The organism is Agromyces sp. CF514, from assembly GCF_900113185.1.
GTDB lineage: Bacteria > Actinomycetota > Actinomycetes > Actinomycetales > Microbacteriaceae > Agromyces.
Window position 1 is genome coordinate 417272 of the sequence record NZ_FOZD01000001.1, and the last position, 25940, is coordinate 443211.

Sequence of the window (25940 nt, forward strand, 5' to 3'; positions counted from 1 at the left end):
TAGCGAGCGCGGGCGCGCCGCGGCATCCGTCACGCGGGGGATTCGCGAGATCGACGGATGCCGCGGGCGGGCCGTTCGGGCTGATGGGGGGCGTTTCTGTGGCCCCTGCGTCAGTTGAGCGGGCGGATCCCTTCGGGCAGCACGCCGCCGAGGTAGAGGTCGGTCGCGAGGTCCTGGAGTGCGCCGAGCGCGACGCGCTGGATCGTGGGGCCGTACGAGACGCGCGCGACGCCGAGCTCCTGCAGGCGCTCGGGCGCAGGAACGCCGGGCAGGCCGATGAGCGTGACCTTGAGCTCGCCGATGCCGGAGACGAGCTCGCGCACGACGTCTTCACCGAAGATGCCGGGCACGAACACGCTCGTCGCACCCGCGTCGAGGTACGCGCGCCCGCGCTCGATCGCGTCGGCGACGTTCACCTCGAGCGTGCGGTCGCGGCCACGGAGGAAGGCGTCGGTGCGTGCGTTCAGTGCGAACGGCACGCCCTCGGCGTCGGCCGCGGCGACCGATGCCCGAACGGCCGCGACCGACTCGTCGAGCGGCTTCAGCTGGTCCTCGAGGTTGGCGCCGACGATGCCCTCGCCGATCGCGCGGCGGATCGTCTCGCCGGCGTCGCCGTACCCGGCCTCGAGATCGGCGCTCACGGGCACGTCGACGGCGCGGGCGATACGGCCGACCATGTCGAGCATGAGCTCGACGGGGATCTGCTCGCCGTCCTCGTAGCCGAAGGTCGCGGCGATCGAGTGGCTCGCGGTCGCGAGGGCCTTCGTGCCGGGCAGGGCGGCGACGGCGCGCGCCGAGACGACGTCCCAGACGTTCACCACCTGGAGCAGTTCGGGTGCGGTGTGCAGGCGGCGGAGTTCGGTGGCGTGTTCGACGATCGTGGTCATGTCTCCAGCGTATGGTCGCGCAGGGCGCCCCTCGCCGGGATGCGCGACTTCGATCCGATCGCGTCCGGAACCCGCTACTCGGCCGGCGAGCCCAGCGCCGCAGAGAGTCCCGCGATCAGGCGGTCGATGTCGGCGTCGTCTGTGTACGGCGCGAGGCCGACGCGCAGGCCGCCCTCGTCGCCGAGACCGAGCCGCCGCGACGCCTCGAGCGCGTAGAAGTTGCTGCTCGGCGCGAGCACCTTCGCCGCGGCGAGCCGCTCCGAGACGGCGGATGCCTCGTGGCCGGCGAACGTGAGCAGCAGCGTCGGGGTGCGGCGAGCCGCCCGCGAGTGCACCGTCACACCGGGCAGTCCGCCGAGGGCGGCCTCGAGGCGTGCCAGCAGGCCCGACTCGTGCTCATGGAGTGCCGCGTACGAGGCCTGCAACCGCGCGCGGCGCGAGGCCGCGGCATCCGTCGCCCCGTGGTCGTCGCCGCCGACACCGTCGGAACCCGACGTGGCGAGCCCTGCCAGCACGTCGACCGCGGCCGTGACCCCGGCGAGCAGCTCGTAGGGCAGCGTGCCGAACTCGAAGCGCTCGGGCACGACATCCGTCGCCGGCAGCAGCTTGTCGGGCGTGATCGTCTCGAGCAGCTCGGGTCGCGAGACGAGCACGCCGCAGTGCGGGCCGAGGAACTTGTACGGCGAGCACGTGAAGAAGTCCGCGCCGAGCGCGTCGAGGTCGGGCAGTTCGTGGGCGCTGTAGTGCACGCCGTCGACCCAGACCAGCGCGCCGACGGCGTGCGCGGCCGAGGCGATGGCCGCGACATCCGGCATCGTGCCGATGAGGTTCGACGCGCCCGTGACCGCGACGAGCCGCGTGCGATCGCCGAGGAGCGAGGTGACCGCCTCGACCGGGAGTTCGCCCGTCGCCGGGTCGAACTCGGCCCAGCGCACCGTCGCGCCGACGCGCTCGGCGGCCTGCACCCACGGGCGCACGTTCGAGTCGTGGTCGAGGCTCGTGACGATCACCTCGTCGCCGGGACCCCACCCCTTCGACAGGTGCCGCGAGAAGTCGTACGTGAGCTGGGTGGCGGAGCGACCCTGCACGATGCCCCGCGGGTGCGTGTTCGCGAAGTCGGCCATCGCGAGCCGGAACCCGTGCACCGCGTCTTCGGCGCGCTGCTCCGAGACCGACGACGTGCCGCGGTTCGACAGCGGGCCCGTGAGCACCGAGGCGATGGCCTCGCCGACCGCGAGCGGCGTCTGCGTGCCGCCCGGCCCGTCGAAGTGCGCCCACCCGCTCTCGAGCGACGGGAATCCGGATCTGATGCGCGCGACGTCGTAGGCCATGCCGTGAGCATAGGCGCGGGCCCGGATAGCATGCACTCATGAGCGGGGAGGGGACCGCGGCTTCCGGCGCATCGGTGCAGGTGCAGTCGCAGGCGTCGGCGGGTCCGGCACGGGCGGGCGAGAAGCGCAGGCGGCGCTTCTCGGTGAACGCCGTGCTCGACGAGTTCTTCTTCGTGTTCGCCGGGCTCGCGTCGCTGTGGCTGGCCTACGTGCTCTTCAGCGAGTCGTTCACGCTGGGGTGGTGGGGCATCGTCGTGATGATCGCGTTCTGGGTGCTGCTCGCCTACCTGGTGCTGCCGCGCCTGCACCGCGTGCTCACGACGATCTACGTGCCCGACTACTTCATGGGGCGCACGCGCACGAGCGACGGGCTGTTCGGCGACCCCGTCAACCTGGCCGTGCTGGGCGACGAGGCGCGGCTGCTCCAGTCCATGCAGGATGCCGGGTGGACCCGTGCCGACGAGGTGACCGCGGCATCGAGCTGGCGCATCATCACGTCGACCATCACCCGGCGAAGCTACGACGAGGCCCCGGTCAGCCCGCTGTTCCTGTTCGGCCGCAAGCAGGACTTCGCGTTCCAGCAGGAGGTCGAGGGCAACCCGGCCAAGCGGCACCACGTGCGGTTCTGGCGAACGCCGGAGGGATGGCTGCTGCCGGGCGGCGCCCGGGTCGACTGGCTCGCGGCCGGCACGTTCGACCGCGCCGTGGGATTCTCGATGTTCACGCTCCAGGTCACGCACAAGATCGACGCCGACACCGACGTCGAGCGGGACCACATCGTGCGCACCATGCGGGACGCCGATGCGGCCATCGAGGTCAGCGTGCTCGCGGACTTCTCGACCGGGTATCACTCGCGCAACGGCGGAGGCGACACCATCCGCACCGACGGCGACCTGCCCGTGATCGACGTGAGCGGCGTGGCGGTGACGACGTGAGCGGCCTCGAGGAGCGCAAGCGGTCGGCGACCGAGCCGTTCGAGTCGCTCGTCGGGCGAACGGATGCCGCGCCGCCCATGAAGCGTCCGGCTGCGGTGACCATGGGCGCGGTGCTCGTCGTGCTGCGGGTGCTCGGCGGTGCGATCTGGCTGCTCCTGCTCGGCACGAACTGGCGCACCGTCATTGCGGAGGAACTCGACGTCACGACGGTCGACCCCGACACCTTGAACGCCTCGCTCGCGATCATCGTCGTGCCCGGCGCCGTCATCCTCCTCGTCGAGCTCGTGCTGGCCTGGCTGATCTTCCTCGGCGTGAACTGGGCGCGGATCGTCGTCATGCTCTTCGCCACGCTCAGCATCAGCGCGTCGTTCGTCGCCTGGTGGGTCGGCGACCAGGAGCTGCACCTCGACTTCACGCTCGTGACGCTCTCGCTCGACATCCTCGTGATGCTCGCCCTGTCGAGCCGCGCGGCGCGCGACTATGCGCGGCGGCCGAAAACCCGCACGATCAGGGGTGCCACTGGTTCGACCGAGCACGGCGGTTCCTAGTCTGGCGTGATGCCCGTGACATCCGCCCCCTCCCGAGCCGTGCTCCGACCGGCGCTCGCCGTCACCGCGGCGGTCGCGACCGGATGCCTCGTGCTGTGCCTCTCGGCGTGCGCGCCCCCGGTCGCGACCAACCCCGTCGCCTCGACCGAGACCCCTCCCGGCGGGTACACGGGGGATGCCGCGCTCGCCGAGCTCCTGCGACCGAGCTTCGCCTCGGTCGATCCGGCGCCGGCCGTGGCCGCAGCCGTCATCGAGGCTGACGGCACCGTGCGAACGGTGTTCCACGGCGCCGACGAATCGTCGGTGTTCGAGATCGGCTCCATCACGAAGACGTTCACGGGGGAGTTGGTCGCCGAGGCGATCGCACGCGGCGAGGTCGAGCTCGACGACACGCTCGACGAGCACCTCGACCTGGCGGGCACGCCCGTGGGCGAGCTGGCGATCGCCGACCTCGTGACCCACAGCTCGGGCCTTCCGACGTTCCCCGATCCCGATCCCGCCTGGCTCGATCGGCTGCGGGCCGCCTACGAGGCGGGAGAGGACGGCATCGACGAGACGCTCGACGAGCTCCTCGCCGAGGCCCGCTCGGTGCCGGCTTCGTCGATCAGCGCCGAGCGGCAGTACTCGAACCTCGGGGCCGCGCTCGTCGGGCAGGCGCTCGCCGCGGCCGCGGGCACCGACTACCAGACCCTGCTCGAGGACCGGTTGTTCGGGCCGCTGGGCCTGGACGCCGCAAGCCTTCCGCTCGTCGACTCCGAGGTGCCGACCGGGCACCTCGACGGTGCCGGCGAGGCGGGCGACCCCGCCGAGCCGACGACGCTCGCCGCCTACGCGCCCGCGGGCGGCATCCACGCGACCCTCGGCGACCTCGTCGCGTACGCCGAGGCGGTGATCGACGGCCCGCTCACCGGGAGCGCGGCCCAGCAGGCGCACGGCGAGGTCGCCGACACCGGCTACTTCTGGGGCCTCCAGCAGGTGGGCGGCCACGCCGTCGTCGAGCACGGCGGCATGACGAACGGCTTCTCGAGCATGCTCTTCATCGACACGACCGCCGGCACCGCCTCGATCGTGCTCGTGAACCGCAACCTGGGGCTCGAGGGGGTCGCCGAGACGTTGATCGCCGCAACCGGGCGTTAGGGCGCGCCCTCGCCGAACGTGCGCAGCCAGTGGTCGGCCACGAGCTCGGCGACGAGGAGCTCGGTGAGCGCGGCGACCGAGTCGTCGGTGTCGCCCGCGAACCGGATCACCTGCTCGGCGCCCGGCAGGTCGCGCCCGATCGAGGCGAACCGCGAGCCGCGCTGCGCCATCCAGTCGAGCGCCTGCGCGTCCCATGCCGAGCCGGCGAACACGAGCGCGCGGTAGTCCTGCGTCTTCGTGAGGTAGACGTCGACGTGCGACCAGTCGCCGGTCTCCGACGCGAAGGCGCTGCGGCGCGGCACCTCGCGGAGCATGAGGGCCGACTGCTGCGCGCTCGACCCGCGCTCGGCGGGGGCGAGCACCCACGTGCCCATCGGACCGGCGAGCAGATCGGCGACCTGGGGCATCCAGCTGTCGGCCGTGGCGAGCAGCACCGCGTTGGCGATGGCCGCGGCGCGCACGGCCTCGGCATCGAACCGTTCGGCGGGCGCCGTGCCGAGCAGTTCCTCGAGCACCGCGTCGAGCACGGCGAACGTCGCGCGGAACGTGCGGCACGCGACGCCCGACGCCTCGACGCCCGCGAGCAGCGGCACGACGACGTCGGCCAGGCGCCCGAGCTCGGAGTCGGGCCGGTTCGTGACGGCCACGAGCCGTCCGGTGCCGCGGTACCGCTCGATCGCGCGCAGCACCTCGACGCTGCCGCCGGTCGCCGAGACCGCGACGACCGCGAGGTCGGGCGCTGCGGGCGGTAGCAGCTCGGCGCTCGCGAGCTCGACAACGACGTTCGCGCCGACGCTGCGGTAGCGACGCGCGACCACGTCGGCGGCGTACCGGCTCGACCCCATGCCGAGCACGAGCACGCGCGCCGAACCGAGCATCGCGAGGCGTTCGAGTCCGGGCAGCCCGTCGTCGAGGGCGTCGGCGAGTCGCTCGAGCGTCGAGGGGATCAGGTCGAGGTCGGCTCGAAAGGCGGCGGTGTCCATGGGCTCTCCGGGGTCTCGTTCGTCGAAGCGTAGCGGTGCGTGATCGCCGCGTCGGGGGCGTAGCGCCACGGCGGCAGGAACCGGTCGGCGTAGTGCAGTTCGGCCGCGAGCTGCTCGGCCTCGAAGCCGGGCAGCAGGGCGGCGTCGAAGAGCTCGGCACGCGAGAGCTCGGCGCGGTAGGCCGCGAGCAGCTCGGCGCGCGCGCGGTCGGCCCAGCTCCACGCCCGGTCGTCGGGTCGACCCAGACGCTTCTGCGCGACCGCGGAGATGAGGTCGAGCGAGACGAGCAGGTGCGCGACGTCGCGAGCCGCGGCATCCGCTCGCTCCCGGTCTGCGGCGTCGAGCTGGGGGTCGCCGTCGAAGTCGATGAGCGTGTAGCGCCGGCCGTCGGCGGCACCCGGGTCGGGCGAGGCGAGCACCTGCCCGAGGTGCAGGTCGCCGTGGATGGGGAACTCGAGCCCCGGTGCAGTGCCTTCGAGCGAGCGGATGTCGCGCGCGAGCGCCTCGCGACGGTTGCGCAGGCGCTCCCCGGCGGCTCCCTCGCCCGCGGCGACGGCCCTGGCCAGCGCGTCGGCGGCGCGGTCGCGGCGTGCGGATGCGGCATCCGCTCCGCTCGGGGAGGCGTCGGCGCCCAGCACGTCGTGGATGCGGGCGACCTGCGCCCCGAGCGTCGAGGGCCATGCGGGGTCCCCGGGCCCGTCGAGGCCGCGCTCCACCGCCGCGACGACGTCGTCGACGGCCCAGGTCCAGCCGTCTTCGGCGCCGGGCAGGTACTCGGTCACGATCGCGAGCGTGGACTCGCCGAGCTCGGGATGCCGCCAGGCCACGCGCCCGTGCACGCGGGCCACGTCGTCGCTGCCGGCGTCGCCGAGCCGTTCGAGCAGGTGGCCGGCGCGATCGGCCGCGGCCCAGCGCCCGACGATCTTCACGACGAAGCGGTCGTCGACGATGACCGAGGTGTTGGTCTGGTCGACGGCGATGCCGCGTTCGGGCGCATCGGGCGAGAGGCCGTGCACGACGAGCGCGGTGATCGCACGCGCGACGCCGTCTCCGGCTGCCGGTCGCCGGCCGTCGAGGAGCACGCGACCGTCGCCGTCGACGGACAGCACACGCCCGCCGATGACCGGGTGGAGGCCGTCGAATGAGTTCATTGAATTCGGATTGTAACTATTGTGCAAACTCCTCGCCAGTATGTCCGCACATCCATTGCGGTTTCTTCAGCGCCGGTGCAACAATCGCTCAACCTTTCCACCCCCAAGGAGGACTCATGCCCACCACACGACGCATCGTCGCCGTCGCGGCCGGCACCATCGCCGTCGCGCTCGCCGCAACTTCGTGCTCCACCGGCGGCGGCGGCGAGGTCGACCCGTCTGCCGACATCTCCGAGCAGACGCTCACCGTCTCGATCTGGGCGGACTACTACCCCGAGGACCTCGCCGCGCAGTTCGAGGAGGCGACCGGCGTCAAGACGACGATCGTGAACCACACGACGAACGAGGACATCGTCGCCAAGCTCACCGCGAGCGCCGACTCGGGCATCGACGTGGCCTTCGTGTCCGGCCAGTACGCGCAGGCCCTCGGGGAGCAGGGCCTGCTCGCCGAACTCGACAAGTCGCTCATCCCGAACGAGTCGAACCTCTACCCCGAGGCGCTCGAGCTCGACTACGACGAGGGCAACGTCTACTCCGAGCCGTACGCGTGGGGCACCACGGGCCTCTGCTATCGCCCCGACCTCACGGGCTTCGACCCCACGTCGTGGAACGACCTGCTGAACCCGAAGCCCGAGCTCGAGGGCAAGACCACCATGCTCTCGACCGACCGCTGGCTCGCGATGCCCGCGCTCAAGGCGGCCGGCAACTCGCTGAACACGACCGACGACGATGAGCTCGCCGAGGCGAAGGACCAGCTCCTGAAGACCAAGCCGACGCTGCTCGCGTACGACGACACGACCTTCTACTCGAAGCTCGTCTCGGGCGAGGCCGCGATGGTCGAGGCGTGGGACGGCTGGTGCAACTACGGCATCGCCGAGGACCCGACGATCAAGTTCGTCGTGCCCGACGAGGGCGCCGACCTCTGGGTCGACACCATGACGGTGCTCGAGTCGTCGAAGAACAAGGAGGCCGCGATGGCCTTCATCAACTACATCCTCGACCCCGAGGTGCAGACCTGGGTCGCCGAGAACATCCTCTACAAGGTGCCCAACCAGGCCGCAATGGAGGCCCTCGACCCGTCGCTCATCGAGTCGTACCCGACGCTCGGCATCACGGTCGACGAGCTCTTCCAGCAGGAGGTCATCGTCGACCTCGGCGAGGACTCGCTGAAGTACGTCGACCTCAACGCCGAAATCCTGGCGACGAACTGACGCGAGCGACCCTGAGACCGTGACCTCGACGCCCCACCCGACGACCCCCGGCGTGCGCGCGAACCGCGTGCGCCGGGGGCTCGCCCCTGTTCCGTTCCTCGCCCCGGGAATGCTCTTCCTCATCGTCTTCATGGCGATCCCGGTGGGGCTGCTCGCGTTCTACACGTTCTTCAAGCGCGGCCGCTTCGGCGGCCTCGTGTTCGAGTTCACGTTCGACAACTGGATCAAGCTGCTCGAACCCCTCTACCTCGGCGTGATCTTCCAGTCGATCGGCATGGCGCTCGTCGTCACCCTGCTCGCGCTCGCGATCGGCTACCCGATGGCCTACGCGATCGCCGGGCTCTCGCCGAAGTGGCGCACGATCGCCCTCATCGCGGTCGTACTGCCGTTCTGGACGAACTTCCTCGTGCGCACCTACGCCTGGATCCTGCTCCTGAACAATGCGGGCTGGGTGAACCAGGCGCTGCAGGGCCTCGGGCTCACCGACGAGCCGATCAGCATGCTCTACACGCCGCAGGCCATCGTCGTGGGCCTGCTCTACATGTACCTGCCGCTCATGGTGCTGCCGCTCTACGCCTCGCTGCAGCAGCTCGACCCCTCGCTCCGCGAGGCGGCCACGAACCTGGGGGCGAACCCCTGGCGGGCGTTCCGCACCGTGACGCTGCCGCTCTCGCTGCCGGGCGCGCTCACGGGCTGCGTCTTCGTGTTCGTGCCCGCCATGTCGAACTTCGTGATCCCCGAGCTCATCGGCGGCGGCAAGACGATCATGGTCGGCAACCTCGTGCGCGACCAGTTCTTCGAGGCCCGCGACTGGCCGTTCGGCGCGACGCTCGCGCTGCTCCTGACGATCATCCTCGTGCTCGTCATCGTGCTGCAGTCCGCGGTCTCCCGCCGCATCACCGAAGGGCCCCGCCGTGGCTGAGCCGACGACCACCCGAGCGGATGTCGCGGCCACCGCGAACCCCTCGACGACCGCGATGCGCGAGCTCGAGCCGTCGGCGAAGCCTCGCGCCGTGCGCAAGCCCCGCGGCATCCTCGTTCCGCTCTGGATCGGGTACGTGTTCCTCTACCTGCCGATCCTCGTCGTCGTGATCATGAGCTTCAACGACTCCGAGAACCTCTTCGTCTGGCGCGGGTTCTCGCTGCGCTGGTACCCCGAGGTGTTCGCCGACGAGGCGCTCATGCAGGGTCTCGGCAACACGCTCATCGTGGCGACGGGCGCGACGGCGATCGCGACGGTGCTCGGCACGCTGCTCGCGTACGGCATCCAGCACTACACGCGCGGCGGGTTCGTGCGGGCGTTCGCGATCGCGCCGGCGATCATGCCCGACCTGCTGCTCGGCATCGGCCTGCTCACGCTGTTCTCGCTGCTCGGCATCACGCTCGGCCTGCACTCGGTGATCCTCGCGCACGGGGTGTTCGCGACCGCGTTCGTGACCGCGATCGTGCTGGCCCGCATGGCGAGCCTCGACCCGAGCCTCGAGGAGGCCTCGCGCGACCTCGGCGCCGGGCCGGTGCGCACGTTCGTGCGGGTCACGCTGCCGCAGCTCGCGCCGGGCATCGTCGCGGGCGCGCTGCTCGCCTTCACGCTCTCGCTCGACGAGTTCGTGATCGCGTTCTTCACCACTGCGCCGACGCAGCCGACCCTGCCGATCGTCATCTACTCGATGGTGCGCTTCGGGGTGACCCCCGAGGTCAACGCCCTCGCCACCCTGCTGCTGTTCGTGAGCGTCGTGACCGTGATCGCGGCGCAGCGCCTGACCCGACCGACTGGATCCTCGAAATGACCACTGCCCCCCTGCTCCGCGTCGACGGCGTGCGCGCCGTCTACGGCGACACGGTCGCACTGCACGACGTCTCGCTCGACATCGGCGACAACGAGTTCTTCGCGCTGCTCGGCCCGTCGGGCTGCGGCAAGACCACCCTGCTCCGTTCGATCGCCGGGTTCGAGACGCCCGAGTCGGGCCGCATCGAGGTCGACGGCCGCGACCTGCTCGGCATGCCAGCGCACAAGCGCCCGGTCAACATGATGTTCCAGAGCTACGCGCTGTTCCCGCACATGAGCGTCGAGAAGAACATCGCCTACGGGCTCGAGTCCGAGGGGCTCGGCCGCGCGGAGATCGCCCGTCGGGTGGCCGAGGTCGTCGAGGTCGTCGGGCTCGGGCACCTCGCCAAGCGCCGACCCTCGCAGCTCTCGGGCGGCCAGCGCCAGCGCGTCGCGCTCGCCCGCGCCATCGTGAAGCGCCCGCGCCTGCTGCTGCTCGACGAGCCGCTCTCGGCACTCGACCGCCAGGTGCGCGCGTCGATGCAGCTCGAGCTGAAGCGCCTGCAGCACGAGGTCGGCCTCACGTTCGTCGTCGTCACGCACGACCAGGAGGAGGCCATGTCGATGGCCGACCGCATCGCGGTACTCCGCGACGGCCGCCTCGAGCAGCTCGCCACCCCGCAGGAGCTCTACGCGAACCCCGCGTCGCGCTTCGTCGCCTCGTTCATCGGCTCGGCGAACCTGCTCGACGGGGTCGCCGCGACGACCGGCGTCGAGGTGCCGGGCATCGGACTCGTGCCCGCCCCGCACGGACTGGTCGCGGGCGCACCGGCGACCGCGGTCGTGCGGCCCGAAGACGTCGAGCTGACGGATGCCGCGACCTCCGCCCTGCGCGGCACGGTCATCGACACGTACTTCCTGGGCGGTGCTTCGACCATCTCGATCGAGGTCGACGGCCTGCACGCGCCACTGCTCGCGACGGTGCACGGGGCGAGCCGCCTGGCGCGAGGCGAAGCCGTCGGCGTGCGCTTCGGCCGCACGTCGGTGGTCGCGCGCGATGCAGCCGACGACGCGGACGTCGAGGCGGCCGACGCCGACGCCGACCACGAGGCGACGCCGGCCGATGGCCGGGCCGCAGCCGCGGCATCCGTCACCGGGACCTCGGCCGCGTCATCCGCTCAGGAGGGCGTCAGCGCATGACCGGTCGCGAGCCTCGCATTGGCCACGATGAGCTCGAGGGCTGCGGCGTGGTCGATGGTCGGGTGCTCGGCGATGATGCGGTAGCCGTAGGCGTCTTCGAGGGCCACGAGGTTGCGGGCGATGACGAGCGACGGCTGCGCGAGCGTGAAGATGCCGCGTGCCGCGCCCTGCTCGAGCACGACCTGGTACATGCCGACCTGGCGGTCGTAGAGGGTCGTGAGGAGCGACGCCATGAGCGGGTTGCGCCCTGCGGAGCCGCCGAGCTCGCAGAGCAGGCGCACCTCGGTGTCGCCGGCGCCGCTCGGCAGGCCGGACTTCGCGAGCGCGAGCAGGCGCACCACGGGGTCGTCGGGCAGGCCCTCGAGCATGCGCACGCGGCCCTCGTAGAAGCGCTCCATGCCGGCGCGGTTGGCCTCGAACATGAGCTCGTCGATGTCGGGGTAGTAGTAGAGCACCGCACCCGAGGTGAGGCCCGCCTCTTCGGCCACGCGGTTCAACCGCGCCCCGTCGGGGCCGTGCGCCGCGATCGCACGCTGGGCCGCCGCGACCAGCTGGCTGCGACGTTCCTCCTGTCGCTTCGGCCTGGCCATCTGGCTCCTCTCGCAGCAGACAGATTGTCTGCATCTTCACGCAATCTTAGGGCGTTCTGACCTCTTTCCATATAGGCCTTGACCGACCAGATTCTCTATAGCAGCATTCAAGAAACCCACGAACGGAGACCCGATGACCGAGGAACGGCGCACCTACCTCTTCATGCCAGAGAGCGCGTACGGCCCGACCAACAACTGCATCGGCATCGGCAACGAACTGCTGAAGCGCGGGCATCGCGTCGTCTTCGCCGCCGAGCGCTCGTGGCAGGGCAAGCTCGTCGCACTCGGCTTCGAGGAGGACCTCGTCGACCTCGCGCCCGTCGAGGAGCCCGCCGAGGGCGCCGAGGCCGAGCAGGACGCCGGTGCGTTCTGGAAGGAGTACATCCAGTCGATCTCGCCCGAGTTCCGCAAGAGCACGGCCGAGCAGCTCGAGACCGTCACGCTCCCCATCTGGGAGGAGCTCGCGAACGGCGCGAAGTTCTGCGAGCCGCAGCTCAAGGCGATCATCGAGCGCGTGCAGCCCGATGTCATCATCGAGGACAACGTCATCGCGTTCCCCGCGCTCGTCACCGCGGGCGTGCCCTTCGTGCGCATCACGAGCTGCAACCCGCTCGAGGTCCCGGGGGACGAGATCGCGCCCGTGTTCTCCGGCCTCGGCAAGGACGACCGCGACGGCTGGGCCGAGTTCCGCGCCGAATACGAGCGCACCCACCGCCCCCTCTGGGAGTCGTACAACGACTGGGTGCAGGAGCAGGGGGCGCCCGCGCTGCCCGACCTCGAGTTCATCCACACCGGCGACGCGAACCTCTACGTCTACCCCGAGGTGCTCGACTACACCGCCGAGCGCCCGCTCGACGAGAGCTGGACCCGCCTCGACTCGTCGGTGCGCGAGACCGAGCAGGCCCCCGCCGACCTGCCCGCCGCGTTCACCGACGGCAGTCGCCCGCTCGTGTACTTCAGCCTCGGCTCGCTCGGCAGCGCCGACGTCGACCTCATGCGCCGCGTCATCTCGGTGCTCGCCGACCTGCCCGTGAACGTCATCGTCTCGAAGGGGCCGCTGCACGACGAGTTCGAGCTCGCCGGCAACATGTGGGGCGCCGAGTTCCTGCCGCAGACGAAGATCCTGCCGCTCGTCGACCTCGTCATCACGCACGGCGGCAACAACACGACCACCGAGGCCCTGCACTTCGGCAAGCCCATGATCCTGCTGCCGCTGTTCTGGGACCAGTACGACAACGCCCAGCGCGTGCACGAGCAGGGCTACGGCATCCGCCTCAGCACCTACGGCTTCACCGCCGAAGAGCTGCAGGGCGCCGTGACCGGCCTGCTCGCCGACACCGACCTGCGCGAGCGCATCGCCGCCGTCGGCGCCGACATCCGCTCGAAGGACGGCGTCTCGGCCGCGGCCGACGCCATCGAACGGGTCGGCGCCCGCATCGGTGCGGGTGCCGCCGCGGGCGCAGGGGAGCGCGGGTGACCACCACGCAGACGGCGACGGATGCCGCGGCCGAGGCCCTGCGCGACGCCTCGCCCACGGCCTACTGGCTCGACCGCGCGTCGGCGCCCGGCGGCCGTCCGCGCGTCGAGGGCGCGCTCGAGGCCGACCTCGTCATCGTCGGCGGAGGCTTCACCGGACTCTGGACCGCCTGGCAGGCGACCGAGCGGGAGCCGGGCCGATCGGTCGTGATCCTCGAGGCCGAACGCATCGCGCACGGCGCGACCGGACGCAACGGCGGCTTCGTCGCGGCCTCGCTCACGCACGGACTCACGCACGGCGAGGCGATCTGGCCGAAGCAGGTCGCCGCGCTGCACGAGGAGGGCGACCGCAACCTCGCCGGGCTCCTCGCCGCGATCGAGGGCGCGGGCATCGATTGCGACCTGCGACGGGTCGGCAAGACCACGCTCGCGATCGAACCCTGGCAGGTCGGCGGTCTCCGCGACGCGCAGGCCCTTGGCGAGAAGTACGGCGTCGACCTCGAGCTGCTCTCGCGCGACGAGGTGCAGGCCGACGTGCACTCGCCGACCTACCTCGGCGGGCTCCGCGATCGCACCGGCACCGTGCTCGTCGACCCCGCGAAGCTCGCCTGGGGCATGGCCGCCGAACTCGAGCGCCGCGGGGTGCGCGTGTTCGAGGCATCAGCCGTGACCGGGATCTCGCGCACCGGCTCGGGTGCCGGTTCGGGTGCCGCCGGCGGCACCGGCGTGCGAGTGAGCACTGCCCACGGTCATGTCGACACGCGCGAGGTCGTCGTCGCCACGGCCGCCTACCCCGGCCCGCTCAAGCGGCTCGGCAACTACATCATGCCGCTCTACGACCACGTGCTCATGACCGAGCCGCTCACCGAGGCGCAGCGCGCGTCGATCGGCTGGGCCGAGGGCCAGGGGCTCACCGACGCGGGCAACCAGTTCCACTACTACCGGCCCACCGCCGACGGGCGCATCCTCTTCGGCGGATGGGACGCCGTCTACTACTTCGGCGGCAAGGTCGACGCGAGCCTCGAGCAGCGCGACAGCTCGCACGAGCTGCTGGCGCGGCACTTCTTCGAGACGTTCCCGCAGCTCGCGGGCCTGCGGTTCACCAACCGCTGGGCCGGCCCGATCGACTCGACCACCCGGTTCACGGCGGCCTACGGCACGGCGCTCGGCGGGCGCGTCGCCTACGCGGTCGGGCACACGGGCCTCGGGGTCGGCGCGTCGAGGTTCTCGGCGGATGTCGCGCTCGACCTGCTGGCCGGCGAACCCACGTCGCGGCTGCGGTACGACATCGTGCGCAAGCGGCCCTTCCCCGTGCCGCCCGAGCCGTTCCGAAACCCGATCATCCAGTTCACGCGGCACTCGATCCTCAGCGCCGACGCGCACGAGGGCCGGCGCAACCTGTGGTTGCGCACCCTCGACCGCTTCGGGCTCGGATTCAACTCGTGACCCCCGCAGCCCCAGCTCGCTCAGCCTCCCTCACGCTTCGCAACCCAGATGCCACTCGTTGTCGGGTCTCCGCGCGACGAACCGACAACGACCGGCACCTCGATGGTGCGCAAGCCATACATTCGAAAGGCGCACCATGACCACCACGGGCATCACCGGCAGCACCGCCACCACGGGCACCAGAAGCACCGCCTCCACGGCGACCACCGGCACCTTCATCGGCGAGTACCGCGCCGGCTCGGGCGGCGACGCCGTCATCACGAACCCGGCGACCGAGCAGGAGGTCGCGGCCTTCACCGCATCGGGCGTCGCCGACGTCGACGAGGCCGCGGCGGCCGCGCGTGCGGCACAGCCCGAGTGGGCCGCGAAGACGCCCGGGGAGCGCTCGCTCGCCCTGCTGAAGCTCGCCGACGCGATCGAGGCCGACGCCGAGAACCTCGCGCGCCTCGAGGTCGAGGACTCCGGCAAGCCGTGGACCACCGCGTTCGACGGCGAGCTGCCCTTCGGCGTCGACAACCTGCGCTTCTTCGCCGGAGCCGCACGGTCGCTCGACGGCACGGGCGCGGGGTCGTTCTCGAACGGCTACACGTCGATCCTCACGCGCCGCCCGGTCGGCGTGGTCGCGGGCATCACGCCGTGGAACTTCCCGCTCATCATGGCGATCTGGAAGGCCGGTCCCGCGCTCGCCGCGGGCAACGCCGTGATCGTGAAGCCCGCGCCCGCGACCCCGCGCACGACCCTGCGGTTCGCCGAGCTCGCGCTCGAGGCCGGGTTGCCCGCAGGGCTCTTCAACGTCGTCACGGGCGACGCCGAGGTCGGCCAGGCGCTCGTGACGCATCGCGAGGTCGACATGGTCAGCGTCACCGGTTCGACCCAGACGGGCAAGGCCGTCATGCGCGGCGCCGTCGAGGGCGTCAAGCGCGTGCACCTCGAGCTCGGCGGCAAGGCCCCCGTCATCGTCTTCAAGGACGCCGACCTCGGCGCCATGGCGCACGCCGTCGCGCTCGGTGCGACCTACAACACCGGGCAGGACTGCACCGCCGCGACCCGCGTGTACCTCGAGCGCTCGGTCTACGACGACGGCGTCGCGGCGCTGCGCCACGCGATCTCGCAGATCAAGGCCGGCGACCCGATGGACGCCGAGACGCACATCGGCCCGCTCATCTCGCCCGCGCACCGCACGCGCGTCGAGGGCTTCGTCTCGCGTGCGCTCGTCGAAGGCGCGGAGGCGCTCGTGGGCGGCCACGCGATCGATCGTGTCGGCTCGTACTTCGCGCCGACCCTGCTCGTCGGGGCCGCGCAGTCGTCAGAGATCGTGCAGGGCGAGGTGTTCGGGCCCGTGCTCGTCGTGCTGCCCTTCGATGGCGAGGCCGAGGGCATCGCGCTCGCGAACGACAACGCCTACGGACTCGCGTCGTCGGTCTGGACCTCGGATGTCTCGAGGGCCCTGCGCGTGAGCCAGTCGCTCGACGTCGGGGTGACGTGGGTCAACGACCACCTGCCCATCGCCTCCGAGGCGCCGCACGGCGGAGTGAAGGGATCCGGCTTCGGCAAGGACATGTCGATGGAGCCCCTGCTCGACTACTCGGTCACCCGGCACCTCATGATCCGGCACGCGGCGCCGCCCGAGACCACGGGCTTCCGTCCGGCCTGAGCCGGCCCGAAGCCTGCCGCGCCCGGGCGGGCGCCTGCGAACCGGAGCCGTGCGCCCGGCGGGTCGACGGGAGGAGACTCGCGCGAGCGGAGGACGATCCACGTCGAAACGCCCTCCGCTCGCGCGAATCTCCTCCCGTCGTCACGTCCCGTGCGTCACTCGCCAGCCGAGACGACAGCCTTCGGCGCGCGCGCGTCGGGCAGCGTCAGCTCCTCGCCGCCTCCGTCGACGAAGAGCTTCTTCGCGAGCGGTCGCATCGGTCGCGACAGCATGAGCTTCACGTTCACCTTGGCGAACGCCGACATGAGGCGAGTTCGCGGCAGCATGACCGCGAGGCTGCCTCCGGGGATCTGCCGCGACTTCTCGGTGTGCGGCGCGAGCTGCGCCTCGAACCGGCCGAGCGCCGCCGCGACGGCCACCGGGTCGCCGAGGCCGTCGTCGCCCGCCGACGATGCCGGGCCTGCGGCATCCGCGAGCCCGACGAGTTCGAGGCCGAGCAGGTACGCGCCGACGATCGCCATCGCGGTGCCCATGCCCGTGAGCGGCGAACCGCACGTCGCGGCGTCGCCGATGAGCACGACCCGCCCGTTCGAGAGGCTCGGCATGTCGACGCGCGCGAGGTCGTCGAAGTAGAAGTCGTCGGCGCGCTCCATCGCATCGAGGATGCGTTCGGCGTGCCATCCGCCGCCCTCGATCGCCCGGCGGATGAGCGCCTGCTGCGCCGCACGGTCGCCGCGGAGTGCGGGATCCGGCGTGGTCCGGATGTTGATGATCGCCTTCGACGTCGCCGGGTCGGCATCTGGGCGGATGCCGAACATCGCCCCCGGAACGAGTCGCATCGCGAACCATCCAGGCTCGATGTCGGCGGGCGTCGGCATCGTGAAGAAGGCCGCGTACCCGCCGAGGTTCGTGACGAACCGATCCTCGGGGCCGAACGCGAGTCGCCGGGTCGCGGAGTGCACGCCGTCGGCGCCGACCACGAGGTCGTAGCGTTCGCGGCGGCCCGAGGCGAAGGTCGCGTCGACCCCGTCGGCGTCCTGCTCGAGCGCGACGAGGTGGTCGCCGTACCGCTGGTCGAGGAGGCCGTTCGCGTCGACCGGACCGGTGGCCCCCGTCACGGCAGCGGATGCCGCGGCCTCGCGCAGGGCGTCGAGCAGCACGTCGTTCAGGTCGCCGCGCGTGATCTCGACCTCGGCGACCGCGCCCTTGCCGTCGAAGTCCTCCATCGACATGCGGCCGTAGATGCGCCCGAGCCCGTCGACGTAGCTCATGCCGCGTTCGTCGAGCTGGTGGCGACGGATGCCGGGCATGAGGCCCAGGCGTTCGGCCGCCTCTCGGCTGGCCCCGCGCAGGTCGACGGCCTGACCGCCGGGGCGGGGCGCCGCGGCGCGCTCGACGATCGTGGTGGGGATGCCGGCCCGCACGAGCTGCAGGGCGAGGGCGTTGCCGGCGATGCCGCCGCCGGAGATCAGGATGCGGGGTGCGGAGCTCATGATGCTGCCTTTCGATGGATGCCGGTTCGGATTAGCACAAATGTCTTATACGAATGTCTAACACCGCCGAAGAGGAATGTCTAGGACATATGTCTCAGACGTTCGGCTAACCTGTGGACATGGGCAATCGTGAAGACCTCCTGGCCGGCGCACGCAAGGTGATCGTGGAGCAGGGGGTGGCCAAGGCCACGGCGCGCGACATCGCCGGCGCCGCCGGCGTGAGCCTTGCCGCAATCGGGTACCACTTCGGGTCGAAGGAGCAGCTCATCACCGAGGCGCTGCTCGACGCGCTCGGCACGGCCATCGGCGACGGCATGGGCGAGCTCATCCTCGCCGGCCGAGACGACGCGCCGCTCGACGGGTTCGCCCGCCTCTGGAACGGCATGCCGGCCGTCTTCGCCGACAACCGCGAGGCGCTGCTCGCGAGCCTCGAGAACACGCTGCGCATCGTGCGCAACCCGGTCGGACGCGAGCAGATGCAGGCCGCCGTCGAGGGGGCCTACGAGGGCATCGCCGAGGAGTTCGCCGAGGCGCACCCCGACCTCGACGCCGACCGGGCGCGGGCCCTCTCGGAGTTCAGCTTCGCGCTCGTGCAGGGCCTCGCCATCCTCTGGCTGTTGAACCCCGAGGGCACCCCGTCGGGCGACCGCCTGGCCGACGCGGTCCGCACCCTGTCGGCAGCTCCGACGAGGGAGTAGCATCCGGCCATGCCCGCGCGGCAGGTCTCGTCCCGAGGCGCCCGGAGGGTCTCGCCCCTCCTCGCGGGCATGATCGCGGTCTCGCTCGTCGGCTGCGCTCCCGGCGGTTCCCCGCCCGACGCCGTCGACACGCCCACTGCCACGGAGTCCGCGCTCGAGCAGAGCGTTCGCGACTCCTTCACCAACGACTACGAACAAGCCGCGGTCGCCGTCATCGAGGACGGCGAGGTGTCGACGGTCTTCGTGCGCTCCGAGCCGGCCACCGCCTTCGAGATCGGCTCGATCACCAAGTCGCTCACGGGTGAGCTGCTCGCCATCGCGATCGACCGCGGCGAGGTCGGACTCGACGACCCGCTCGGCGCGTACCTGCCGCTCGGAGACGCGCCGGCGGCATCCGTCACGCTCGAATCCCTCGCGACCCACCGCAGCGGGCTGCCGCTCGAGCCGACGGACGCGGCATGGGTGGCCCAGGCGAAGGCCGCGAACGAAGCCGGAACCAGTCCGTACACGGCCTCCCTCGCGGAGCTCATCGACCTCGCGCGCGTCGAGCCGGTGGTGCCCTCGGACGACCTCGTCTACAGCAACCTCGGAGTGGCCCTGCTCGGACACGCGCTCGCCGCCGCCGCCGGTACCGACTACCGCACGCTGTTGGAGGACCGCATCCTCGTGCCGCTCGGCATGGAGGGCGCGGTGCTCGCAGAGACACCTGAGCAGGTGCCCGAACAGCACGCCGACGGCCACCGCGGTGCGGGAGAGCCGGTCGATCCGTGGTGGGGCGAGGGATTCGGCCCCGCCGCCAACGTGCATGCCACGCTGGATGATCTCGTGGCACTCGCCATCGCGGTGCTCGACGGGCCGCTCGAGGACAGCGCCGCACTCGAGCCCCTCGCGCCCACCCGGACTTCAGACACGAGCATCGGGTATCTCTGGTGGATCGGGGAGTCGCCCGCCCGGACCATCACCGGGAACGGTGGCGTCACCGACGGGTTCCGGAGCGGACTCATGATCGATCGTGATGCCGGAATCGCCTCGATCGTGCTGGCCAACTCGCCCCGCGACGTCGATGAGCTCACGTTGCGGTTCCTCGTCGACGCCGACGTCCACGACTGAACTGGGCGCTCGCTAGCACCGGGCAGACCGGTTCCGCTCGGCGCGCTACCCGACCTGCGAACGGGCGGCATGCACCGCGCACTCGGCGGTGTCGCACGACGCGCACACGACGAGCTGCGTGCGGCACGAGGCATCCGTGCAGTTGACGGTGCGCTTGGTCGCCTCGCCGCAGACCGCGCACTCGCCGATCACGGCGGCGTGGTCGCTGAAGTCGATCGAGCCGCGCCCGTCGAACACGTAGAGCGAGCCGTTCCAGAGGCCGTCGTCGCCGAAGCGCTCGCCGTAGCGCACGATGCCGCCCTCGAGCTGGTAGACCTCGCCGAAGCCGCGGCTGGCCATGAGGCTCGAGAGCACCTCGCAGCGGATGCCGCCCGTGCAATAGGTGACGACGGGTCGCCCCTTGAGCTCGTCGTACTCGCCCGAGTCGAGCAGTTCGACGAAGTCGCGCGTGGTCTCGACGTCGGGCACGACCGCGCCCGCGAACCGGCCGATCGCGGCCTCGAGCGCATTGCGGCCGTCGAAGAAGACGACGTCGTCGCCGCGCTCGGCCACGAGCTCGTGCAGGGCGTCGGGGGTCAGGCGCGTGCCCCCGCCGACCACGCCCGAACCGTCGACGCGAAGTTCGCCCGGCGCGCCGAACGAGACGATCTCGTCGCGCACCTTCACGCTGAGCTTCGGGAAGTCGAGCGTCGTGCCGTGGTCGTCGAGGCCCGTGCCCTCGCTCCACTTGAAGTCGATGTGCTTGAACGCCGGGTACTCGCGCGTCTTGCGCACGTACCGCTTGAGCGCGCCCATCTCGCCGCCGAGCGTGCCGTTGATGCCGTCCTTCGAGAGCAGGATGCGCCCGCGCAGCCCGAGCGACTCCGCGAGGTCGCGCTGCCACAGGCGCACGGAATCGGGGTCGGCGATGGGAGCGAAGGCGTAGTAGAGGAGGATCTTGGCGAGGGCCACCCCGAGATTCTACGAGCGCATGCCGAGCGGATGCCGGGAGCAGGCGTCAGTGCTTGTTGCCGCTGAGCGCGAGCACGCCGCCGAGGCCGATCATCATGACGCCTCCGGTGGCCGAGAGGTGCTCGATGCGCTTGGGCGAGCGGGCGAACCAGCCGCGGGCGGCGCTCGCCGCCAACGCCCAGACCGAGTCGCAGAGCATGGCGAGCACGATGAACACGAGGCCGAGCTCGAAGAGCTGCAGGGGGATCGATCCGGCCGTGAACGACACGAACTGCGGCAGCACGGCGACGAAGAACGCGATCGTCTTGGGGTTCGTGACGCCGACCACGAATCCCTCGCCCAGCTGGCGCCAGTGCGAGCGCGGCGCGGTCTTACGGTCGACGGATGCCGCGGCATCCGCTCGGTGCCTGATCGCCTGGATGCCGAGGTAGACGAGGTACGCGGCGCCCGCGAACTTGATGATCGTGAAGAGCACCACGGACTGGGCGACGATCGCGCCCACGCCGAGCGCCACGGCCGCGACGAGCGGCACCATGCCGAGCGCATTGCCGACGACGCTGAGCAGGCCCCCGAGACGCCCGAGCGCGAGCGAGCGCCCGATCACGAACAGCACGCTCGGACCGGGGATCACGATCAGCACGATCGACGCGACGACGAACGCGCCGAGGGACTCGAGGGGGACCATCCGGCGATGCTACTCCCTGCGATGTGCAGCCGGTCTCGAGACGCATCGCTGCCTGACCGGCGGACGGCGATACGGTTGCAGACGTGAGCGACCACATCTCCGCAACCGTCGCCGACGGCGTCGGCCATGTCACGCTGAACCGTCCGAAGGCGCTCAACGCGCTGAGCTACGACATGATCGTCGCGCTCGCCGAGGTGTTCGACGCGTGGCGCGACGACAGCGAGGTCGCCGTCGTCGTGCTCGACGGCGCCGGCGACCGGGGCTTCTGCGCCGGCGGCGACATCCGCGAGCTGCACGGGTTCGCGACGAGCGGGCGCGCGGCCGAGGCGCAGACCTTCTTCCGCACGGAGTACCGCCTCAACGCCACCATCGCCCGGTATCCGAAGCCCGTGGTCGCGATCATGGACGGCATCACCATGGGCGGCGGCATCGGCCTCGCCGGGCACGCGTCGGTGCGCGTGGTCACCGAGCGCTCGCGCCTCGCGATGCCCGAAACCCGCATCGGCTTCACGCCCGACGTCGGTGGAACGTGGCTGCTCGCGAGCGCCCCCGGGGAGCTCGGCGTGCACCTCGCCCTCAACTCGCGCACCATGGACGCGGCCGACGCGATCCACGCCGGGTTCGCCGACGCCCTCGTGCCGTCCGAGAGCCTGCCCCACCTGCTGCAGGCGCTCGCCGAGCGCGCCGACCCCGGCAGCCCGGCCGAGATCGTCATGCTCTTCGACGAGACGCCCGGCCCGTCGCCGCTCGCCGCGAGCCGCGACTGGGTCGACGCCTGCTACTCCGCACCGACGGTGAGCGGCATCATCGAGCGGCTGCGCGCGTTCGCCGCCACCCCGGCGGGCGAGGGCGGGGCGGATGCCGCGGCATCCGCCCGCGAGCAGGCCGCCGCAGCGGCCGACGAACTCGAGACCCTCTCGCCGACCGCGCTCGCCGTGACACTCGGTGCCGTGCGACGCGCCCGAACGCTGCCGCGCCTCGAGGACGCGCTCGAGCAGGAGTTCCGGCTCGTGTCGTGGTTCCTCGGGCAGGCCGACCTGCACGAGGGCATCCGCGCACAGGTCATCGACAAGGACCGCACTCCGGCCTGGCGCCCCGGGGCCCTGGCCGAGTTGCCCGCGGACCTCTTCGAGTCGGCGCTCTCCGCACCGGTCGACCGGGGCGTCTTCGACTGATCGCCGCTCGGCGCGTAGCCTGAGGCACAGGCACCACACCACGAAAGGGAACCGATGCTGACCCACCACCTGCGCATGCACCGCAGCGATGAGAACCTCGCACGAGAGGGCCAGCTCGCGTGGCAGCTCGCCGGAATCGCCATCGACCCCGTCGAGCTCGACGACGACGTCGTGGACATGGTCGTCAACCGCGTCATCGACAACGCGGCGGTCGCCGCGGCGTCTCTCGCCCGCAAGCCCGTCGTCTCGGCGCGCAGCCAGGCGCTCGCGCACCCGGTGTCGATCGGCGGCGACGGCGCCACCGTCTTCGGTGCGGATGCCGCGCGTCGCACGAGCCCCGAGTGGGCGGCGTGGGCCAACGGCGTGGCCGTGCGCGAACTCGACTTCCACGACACGTTCCTCGCGGCGGAGTACTCGCACCCCGGCGACAACATCCCCCCGATCACCGCAGTCGCGCAGCACCTCGCCGCGAGCCGCGGGCTCACGGGGCGCGACCTCGTGCGGGGCATCGCGACGGGCTACGAGATCCAGATCGACCTCGCGAAGGCGATCTCGCTGCACCAGCACAAGATCGACCACGTCGCCCACCTCGGCCCGTCGGCCGCGGCCGGCATCGGCACGCTGCTCGGGCTCGACCAGGAGACGATCTTCCAGGCGATCGGGCAGGCCCTGCACACGACGACGGCCACCCGCCAGTCGCGCAAGGGCGAGATCTCGACCTGGAAGGCGCACGCCCCGGCGTTCGCCGGCAAGATGGCCGTCGAGGCGGTCGACCGCGCCATGCGCGGCGAGACCAGCCCCGTGCCGATCTACGAGGGCGAAGACGGCGTCATCGCCTGGCTCCTCGGCGGACCGGAGGCCACGTACGAGGTGCCGCTGCCCGAGGCGGGCGAGGCCAAGCGCGCGATCCTCGACTCCTACACGAAGGAGCACTCGGCCGAGTACCAGGCGCAGGCGTGGATCGACCTGGCCCGCAAGCTGCACGAGGAGTACCCGCTGATCCTCGACGAGCCGTCGCGCATCGAGTCGATCACCCTGCACACGAGCCACCACACGCACTACGTGATCGGCTCGGGTGCGAACGACCCGCAGAAGTACGACCCCGATGCCTCGCGCGAGACGCTCGACCACTCGATCCCGTACATCTTCACGGTCGCGCTGCAGGACGGCTCGTTCAACCACGAGACGTCGTACGAGGCCGAGCGTGCGCACCGCGCCGACACGGTGGAGCTCTGGAAGAAGGTCTCGACGGTCGAAGACGCGGAGTGGACCCGCCGGTACCACTCGAACGACATCGCCGAGAAGGCGTTCGGCGGCCGCGTGGTCATCCGGCTCGCCGACGGCGGCGAGATCGTCGACGAGATCGCCGTTGCCGACGCGCACCCGCTCGGCGCCCGGCCGTTCGCACGCGAGCAGTACGTGACGAAGTTCCGCACGCTCGCCGAGTGGGTGCTCGAGGAGGCCGAGATCGAGCGCTTCCTCGACCTCGCCCAGCGTCTGCCCGAGCTCACGCCCGACGAGCTCGGGGGCCTCACCATCACGGCGGCGCCCGGTGCGCTCGTCGGCGCGGAGATCCCGACCGGGCTCTTCTAGGTGTTCCACCGCTCCCTCGGCCCTAGGCTGGGGGAGCGGTCGCATCGTGGCGCCGCCACGTCAGCACTCACGAGGAGCACGATGAGCGACCAGCAGCAGGCACCTGAGATCTACAAGGGTCTCGCCGGAGTCCCCGTCGATTACACGGCCGTCTCGAAGGTCAACCCCGAGACCAACTCGCTGCTCTACCGCGGGTACCCCGTGCAGGAGCTCGCGGCATCCGCGACCTTCGAAGAGGTCGCCTACCTGCTCTGGCACGGCGAACTGCCCGACGAGCGCCAGCTGGCCGACTTCGAGCAGCTCGAGCGGTCGCTGCGCGGCCTCGACCACGAGATCAAGCGCATCATCGACGAGCTCCCCCTCACCGCTCACCCGATGGACGTCGTACGCACGGCCGTGAGCGTCATCGGCGCGATCGACCCCGCGACGCCCGACGACTCCCGCGAGGCGAACCTCGCGAAGTCGATCCGCCTGTTCGCGAAGCTGCCCTCGATCGTGTCGTACGACCAGCGCCGCCGTCACGACCTCGACTTCGTCGAGCCGCGCGACGACCTGGGCTACTCGGCGAACTTCCTCTGGCAGACCTTCGGCGAACTGCCCGAGCTGCCGGTCGTGAGCGCGTTCGACGTGTCGATGATCCTCTACGCCGAGCACTCGTTCAACGCATCGACCTTCACCGCCCGCGTCATCGCGTCGACGCTCGCCGACCTGTACTCCGCAGTCACCGGTGCCATCGGCGCCCTCAAGGGGCCGCTCCACGGCGGCGCGAACGAGGCCGTCATGCACGCCTTCGACGAGATCGGACCCGGCGAGGGCGGCGCCGAGCGCGCGGTCGAGTGGCTCGACGCCGCACTGGCCGCGAAGCGCAAGATCATGGGCTTCGGCCACCGCGTCTACAAGCACGGCGACTCGCGCGTGCCGACCATGCGCGACTCGCTCGAGCGCATGGTCGAGTACTACGACCGCCCCGACCTGCTCGAGCTCTACGTCGCCCTCGAGACCGCGATGGGCGAGCGCAAGAACATCCAGCCGAACCTCGACTACCCCGCCGGCCCGACGTACCACCTCATGGGATTCGACACCGAGACCTTCACGCCGCTGTTCGTGGCGAGCCGGGTCACCGGGTGGACCGCGCACATCATGGAGCAGAACGCCTCGAACGCGCTGATCCGCCCGCTCTCGGTATACAACGGTCCCGACGAACGGCACGTGCCCGAGGGTCGCTGACCACGGTCGGCGGCACGCCGCCCGTGCTTCCGCACAAGTGAAGCCCGCGGCATCCGTTCGCTCACTGTGGCGACCCGCAAATGTCGGACATCTCACACGATCCAGTCGTACAGTCGTCGACTATGCACATGATCTTCCGCACGCTGCTGCACGTGTTGTTCCTGTCGCGCCGCAAGCCCGACCTCGGGCACGAGGATGTCGCGCGCACGAACTTCATCACCCTGCCGACCGACCTCGACATCAACCGGCACATGAACAACGGCGTGTACTTCTCGATCATGGATGTCGCGCGCTTCGACATGCTCGTGCGCAACGGGGTCTGGCGCACCATGCGCGACAAGGGCTGGTACCCGGTCGTCGCGAGCGAGACGATCACGTTCCGCAAGTCGCTGCAGCTCTGGCAGCGGTTCACTATCGAGTCGCGCATCACGGGCTACGACGACAAGGCCGTCTACCTCGAGCAGCGCTACGTGCGTCCGGGTGCCGACGGCACCCCCGAGATCTACGCGCAGGGGTTCATCCGCGCGCGATTCCTCCGCAAGGAGGGCGGGATCGTGCCGGTCTCCGAGCTCATCGAGGTGTTCGGTGCGCCGACCGATGGCGGGCTGCCCGAATGGATCGAGCGCTGGGGTGCGGATGTCGCGCTGCCGGCCACGCGCGCCGAGGCTCCGTCGGTCTGGGCCTGACGGTCTGA

General features: G+C 71.1%; 24 protein-coding genes. 16 read left to right on the forward strand and 8 right to left on the reverse strand.

Translation table 11 applies throughout. The features are described 5' to 3' along the window. Positions 1 to 110: 110 nt before the first annotated feature. The gene (locus tag BM342_RS01855; RefSeq protein ID WP_092963828.1) at positions 111 to 887 is read right to left on the reverse strand and encodes an isocitrate lyase/PEP mutase family protein; all 777 of its coding nucleotides are present in this window, start codon (positions 885 to 887) and stop codon (positions 111 to 113) included. Between the two features lie 74 nt (positions 888 to 961). Then, on the reverse strand, positions 962 to 2218 hold the full coding sequence (locus BM342_RS01860) for a cysteine desulfurase-like protein (protein ID WP_092963829.1): 1257 nt from the start codon (positions 2216 to 2218) through the stop codon (positions 962 to 964). A gap of 38 nt (positions 2219 to 2256) precedes the next feature. Here BM342_RS01860 and BM342_RS01865 point away from each other — a divergent pair, with 38 nt between their 5' ends. Genes BM342_RS01865 through BM342_RS01875 form a run of 3 tightly spaced genes read left to right on the forward strand, consistent with a single transcriptional unit; the run spans position 2257 to position 4838 of the window. Then, positions 2257 to 3153: an LssY C-terminal domain-containing protein gene (locus tag BM342_RS01865; protein ID WP_092963830.1), complete on the forward strand. Its 897-nt coding sequence runs from the start codon at positions 2257 to 2259 to the stop codon at positions 3151 to 3153. Next, on the forward strand, positions 3150 to 3701 hold the full coding sequence (locus tag BM342_RS01870; protein WP_092963831.1) for a hypothetical protein: 552 nt from the start codon (positions 3150 to 3152) through the stop codon (positions 3699 to 3701). Before BM342_RS01865 ends, BM342_RS01870 begins: the two co-directional genes overlap by 4 nt. 9 nt (positions 3702 to 3710) lie before the next feature. Then, on the forward strand, positions 3711 to 4838 hold the full coding sequence (locus BM342_RS01875; protein ID WP_092963832.1) for a serine hydrolase domain-containing protein: 1128 nt from the start codon (positions 3711 to 3713) through the stop codon (positions 4836 to 4838). Here the strand turns inward: BM342_RS01875 and BM342_RS01880 are convergent. Together BM342_RS01880 and BM342_RS01885 are read right to left on the reverse strand one after the other, a co-directional pair. Next, entirely contained in the window at positions 4835 to 5821 is a 987-nt protein-coding gene (locus BM342_RS01880) for an SIS domain-containing protein (protein ID WP_092963833.1), read from the reverse strand. The two genes, BM342_RS01875 and BM342_RS01880, sit on opposite strands and share 4 nt — an antisense overlap. After that, entirely contained in the window at positions 5785 to 6972 is a 1188-nt protein-coding gene (locus tag BM342_RS01885; RefSeq protein WP_092963834.1) for a hypothetical protein, read from the reverse strand. Before BM342_RS01885 ends, BM342_RS01880 begins: the two co-directional genes overlap by 37 nt. Positions 6973 to 7088: 116 nt before the next feature. Between BM342_RS01885 and BM342_RS01890 the strand changes: the two genes are divergently transcribed. Genes BM342_RS01890 through BM342_RS01905 form a run of 4 tightly spaced genes read left to right on the forward strand, consistent with a single transcriptional unit; the run spans position 7089 to position 11148 of the window. After that, a complete protein-coding gene (locus BM342_RS01890) occupies positions 7089 to 8183 on the forward strand; it encodes a polyamine ABC transporter substrate-binding protein (protein ID WP_092963835.1) in 1095 nt (364 codons plus the stop codon). Positions 8184 to 8202: 19 nt separating this feature from the next. Beyond that, positions 8203 to 9105, forward strand: a complete 903-nt coding sequence (locus BM342_RS01895; RefSeq protein ID WP_218154879.1) for an ABC transporter permease — start codon at positions 8203 to 8205, stop codon at positions 9103 to 9105. Next, positions 9098 to 9970, forward strand: a complete 873-nt coding sequence (locus BM342_RS01900; protein WP_218154880.1) for an ABC transporter permease — start codon at positions 9098 to 9100, stop codon at positions 9968 to 9970. Before BM342_RS01895 ends, BM342_RS01900 begins: the two co-directional genes overlap by 8 nt. Next, positions 9967 to 11148, forward strand: coding sequence for an ABC transporter ATP-binding protein (locus BM342_RS01905; protein WP_092963836.1), 1182 nt, complete (start codon positions 9967 to 9969; stop codon positions 11146 to 11148). Before BM342_RS01900 ends, BM342_RS01905 begins: the two co-directional genes overlap by 4 nt. On the opposite strand, the gene BM342_RS01910 is transcribed toward BM342_RS01905, so the two are convergent. Further along, positions 11127 to 11738 carry a TetR/AcrR family transcriptional regulator gene (locus tag BM342_RS01910; RefSeq protein ID WP_092963837.1) on the reverse strand — a complete coding sequence of 204 codons (612 nt, stop codon included), beginning with the start codon at positions 11736 to 11738 and terminating at the stop codon, positions 11127 to 11129. The genes BM342_RS01905 and BM342_RS01910 overlap by 22 nt on opposite strands. A 133-nt stretch (positions 11739 to 11871) precedes the next feature. Here BM342_RS01910 and BM342_RS01915 point away from each other — a divergent pair, with 133 nt between their 5' ends. The 3 genes from BM342_RS01915 (at position 11872) to BM342_RS01925 (ending at position 16314) form a co-directional block, all read left to right on the forward strand. Continuing rightward, a complete protein-coding gene (locus BM342_RS01915; RefSeq protein ID WP_092963838.1) occupies positions 11872 to 13215 on the forward strand; it encodes a glycosyltransferase in 1344 nt (447 codons plus the stop codon). After that, positions 13212 to 14660 (forward strand): NAD(P)/FAD-dependent oxidoreductase, encoded by a 1449-nt coding sequence (locus BM342_RS01920; protein ID WP_092963839.1) that lies wholly within the window; start codon positions 13212 to 13214, stop codon positions 14658 to 14660. The genes BM342_RS01915 and BM342_RS01920 overlap by 4 nt, the downstream gene beginning before the upstream one ends. A gap of 136 nt (positions 14661 to 14796) precedes the next feature. Next, on the forward strand, positions 14797 to 16314 hold the full coding sequence (locus BM342_RS01925) for an aminobutyraldehyde dehydrogenase (protein ID WP_092963840.1): 1518 nt from the start codon (positions 14797 to 14799) through the stop codon (positions 16312 to 16314). Between the two features lie 155 nt (positions 16315 to 16469). On the opposite strand, the gene BM342_RS01930 is transcribed toward BM342_RS01925, so the two are convergent. After that, positions 16470 to 17807, reverse strand: a complete 1338-nt coding sequence (locus BM342_RS01930) for an FAD-dependent monooxygenase (protein WP_092963841.1) — start codon at positions 17805 to 17807, stop codon at positions 16470 to 16472. Positions 17808 to 17926: 119 nt separating this feature from the next. Here BM342_RS01930 and BM342_RS01935 point away from each other — a divergent pair, with 119 nt between their 5' ends. Together BM342_RS01935 and BM342_RS01940 are read left to right on the forward strand one after the other, a co-directional pair. Beyond that, positions 17927 to 18505 (forward strand): TetR/AcrR family transcriptional regulator, encoded by a 579-nt coding sequence (locus BM342_RS01935; RefSeq protein ID WP_092963842.1) that lies wholly within the window; start codon positions 17927 to 17929, stop codon positions 18503 to 18505. Positions 18506 to 18514: 9 nt separating this feature from the next. After that, positions 18515 to 19615 (forward strand): serine hydrolase domain-containing protein, encoded by a 1101-nt coding sequence (locus BM342_RS01940; RefSeq protein WP_092963843.1) that lies wholly within the window; start codon positions 18515 to 18517, stop codon positions 19613 to 19615. Positions 19616 to 19660: 45 nt separating this feature from the next. Here the strand turns inward: BM342_RS01940 and BM342_RS01945 are convergent, their stop codons facing one another. Together BM342_RS01945 and BM342_RS01950 are read right to left on the reverse strand one after the other, a co-directional pair. Next, positions 19661 to 20566, reverse strand: coding sequence for an oxygen-dependent tRNA uridine(34) hydroxylase TrhO (locus tag BM342_RS01945; RefSeq protein WP_092963844.1), 906 nt, complete (start codon positions 20564 to 20566; stop codon positions 19661 to 19663). Positions 20567 to 20612: 46 nt separating this feature from the next. After that, positions 20613 to 21251 (reverse strand): LysE family translocator, encoded by a 639-nt coding sequence (locus tag BM342_RS01950; protein ID WP_092963845.1) that lies wholly within the window; start codon positions 21249 to 21251, stop codon positions 20613 to 20615. Positions 21252 to 21334: 83 nt separating this feature from the next. Between BM342_RS01950 and BM342_RS01955 the strand changes: the two genes are divergently transcribed. From BM342_RS01955 to BM342_RS01970, 4 genes are all read left to right on the forward strand, one after another. Next, complete coding sequence (locus BM342_RS01955; RefSeq protein ID WP_092963846.1) at positions 21335 to 22426, forward strand: enoyl-CoA hydratase/isomerase family protein; 1092 nt, start codon at positions 21335 to 21337, stop codon at positions 22424 to 22426. Between the two features lie 54 nt (positions 22427 to 22480). After that, positions 22481 to 24019 (forward strand): MmgE/PrpD family protein, encoded by a 1539-nt coding sequence (locus BM342_RS01960; protein WP_092963847.1) that lies wholly within the window; start codon positions 22481 to 22483, stop codon positions 24017 to 24019. A gap of 81 nt (positions 24020 to 24100) precedes the next feature. Next, complete coding sequence (locus BM342_RS01965; protein WP_092963848.1) at positions 24101 to 25246, forward strand: bifunctional 2-methylcitrate synthase/citrate synthase; 1146 nt, start codon at positions 24101 to 24103, stop codon at positions 25244 to 25246. A 122-nt stretch (positions 25247 to 25368) separates the two neighbouring features. After that, on the forward strand, positions 25369 to 25932 hold the full coding sequence (locus BM342_RS01970) for an acyl-CoA thioesterase (protein ID WP_092963849.1): 564 nt from the start codon (positions 25369 to 25371) through the stop codon (positions 25930 to 25932). Positions 25933 to 25940 lie beyond the last annotated feature (8 nt).

What these genes read in the sequence shown, in the direction of transcription:
- BM342_RS01855 (WP_092963828.1), bottom strand. Translation starts at nt 887, where the DNA reads ATGACCACGATCGTCGAACACGCCACCGAACTCCGCCGCCTGCACACC.
- BM342_RS01860 (WP_092963829.1), bottom strand. Translation starts at nt 2,218, where the DNA reads ATGGCCTACGACGTCGCGCGCATCAGATCCGGATTCCCGTCGCTCGAG.
- BM342_RS01865 (WP_092963830.1), top strand. Translation starts at nt 2,257, where the DNA reads ATGAGCGGGGAGGGGACCGCGGCTTCCGGCGCATCGGTGCAGGTGCAG.
- BM342_RS01875 (WP_092963832.1), top strand. Translation starts at nt 3,711, where the DNA reads ATGCCCGTGACATCCGCCCCCTCCCGAGCCGTGCTCCGACCGGCGCTC.
- BM342_RS01880 (WP_092963833.1), bottom strand. Translation starts at nt 5,821, where the DNA reads ATGGACACCGCCGCCTTTCGAGCCGACCTCGACCTGATCCCCTCGACG.
- BM342_RS01885 (WP_092963834.1), bottom strand. Translation starts at nt 6,972, where the DNA reads ATGAACTCATTCGACGGCCTCCACCCGGTCATCGGCGGGCGTGTGCTG.
- BM342_RS01890 (WP_092963835.1), top strand. Translation starts at nt 7,089, where the DNA reads ATGCCCACCACACGACGCATCGTCGCCGTCGCGGCCGGCACCATCGCC.
- BM342_RS01905 (WP_092963836.1), top strand. Translation starts at nt 9,967, where the DNA reads ATGACCACTGCCCCCCTGCTCCGCGTCGACGGCGTGCGCGCCGTCTAC.
- BM342_RS01910 (WP_092963837.1), bottom strand. Translation starts at nt 11,738, where the DNA reads ATGGCCAGGCCGAAGCGACAGGAGGAACGTCGCAGCCAGCTGGTCGCG.
- BM342_RS01915 (WP_092963838.1), top strand. Translation starts at nt 11,872, where the DNA reads ATGACCGAGGAACGGCGCACCTACCTCTTCATGCCAGAGAGCGCGTAC.
- BM342_RS01925 (WP_092963840.1), top strand. Translation starts at nt 14,797, where the DNA reads ATGACCACCACGGGCATCACCGGCAGCACCGCCACCACGGGCACCAGA.
- BM342_RS01930 (WP_092963841.1), bottom strand. Translation starts at nt 17,807, where the DNA reads ATGAGCTCCGCACCCCGCATCCTGATCTCCGGCGGCGGCATCGCCGGC.
- BM342_RS01935 (WP_092963842.1), top strand. Translation starts at nt 17,927, where the DNA reads ATGGGCAATCGTGAAGACCTCCTGGCCGGCGCACGCAAGGTGATCGTG.
- BM342_RS01940 (WP_092963843.1), top strand. Translation starts at nt 18,515, where the DNA reads ATGCCCGCGCGGCAGGTCTCGTCCCGAGGCGCCCGGAGGGTCTCGCCC.
- BM342_RS01950 (WP_092963845.1), bottom strand. Translation starts at nt 21,251, where the DNA reads ATGGTCCCCCTCGAGTCCCTCGGCGCGTTCGTCGTCGCGTCGATCGTG.
- BM342_RS01960 (WP_092963847.1), top strand. Translation starts at nt 22,481, where the DNA reads ATGCTGACCCACCACCTGCGCATGCACCGCAGCGATGAGAACCTCGCA.
- BM342_RS01965 (WP_092963848.1), top strand. Translation starts at nt 24,101, where the DNA reads ATGAGCGACCAGCAGCAGGCACCTGAGATCTACAAGGGTCTCGCCGGA.
- BM342_RS01970 (WP_092963849.1), top strand. Translation starts at nt 25,369, where the DNA reads ATGCACATGATCTTCCGCACGCTGCTGCACGTGTTGTTCCTGTCGCGC.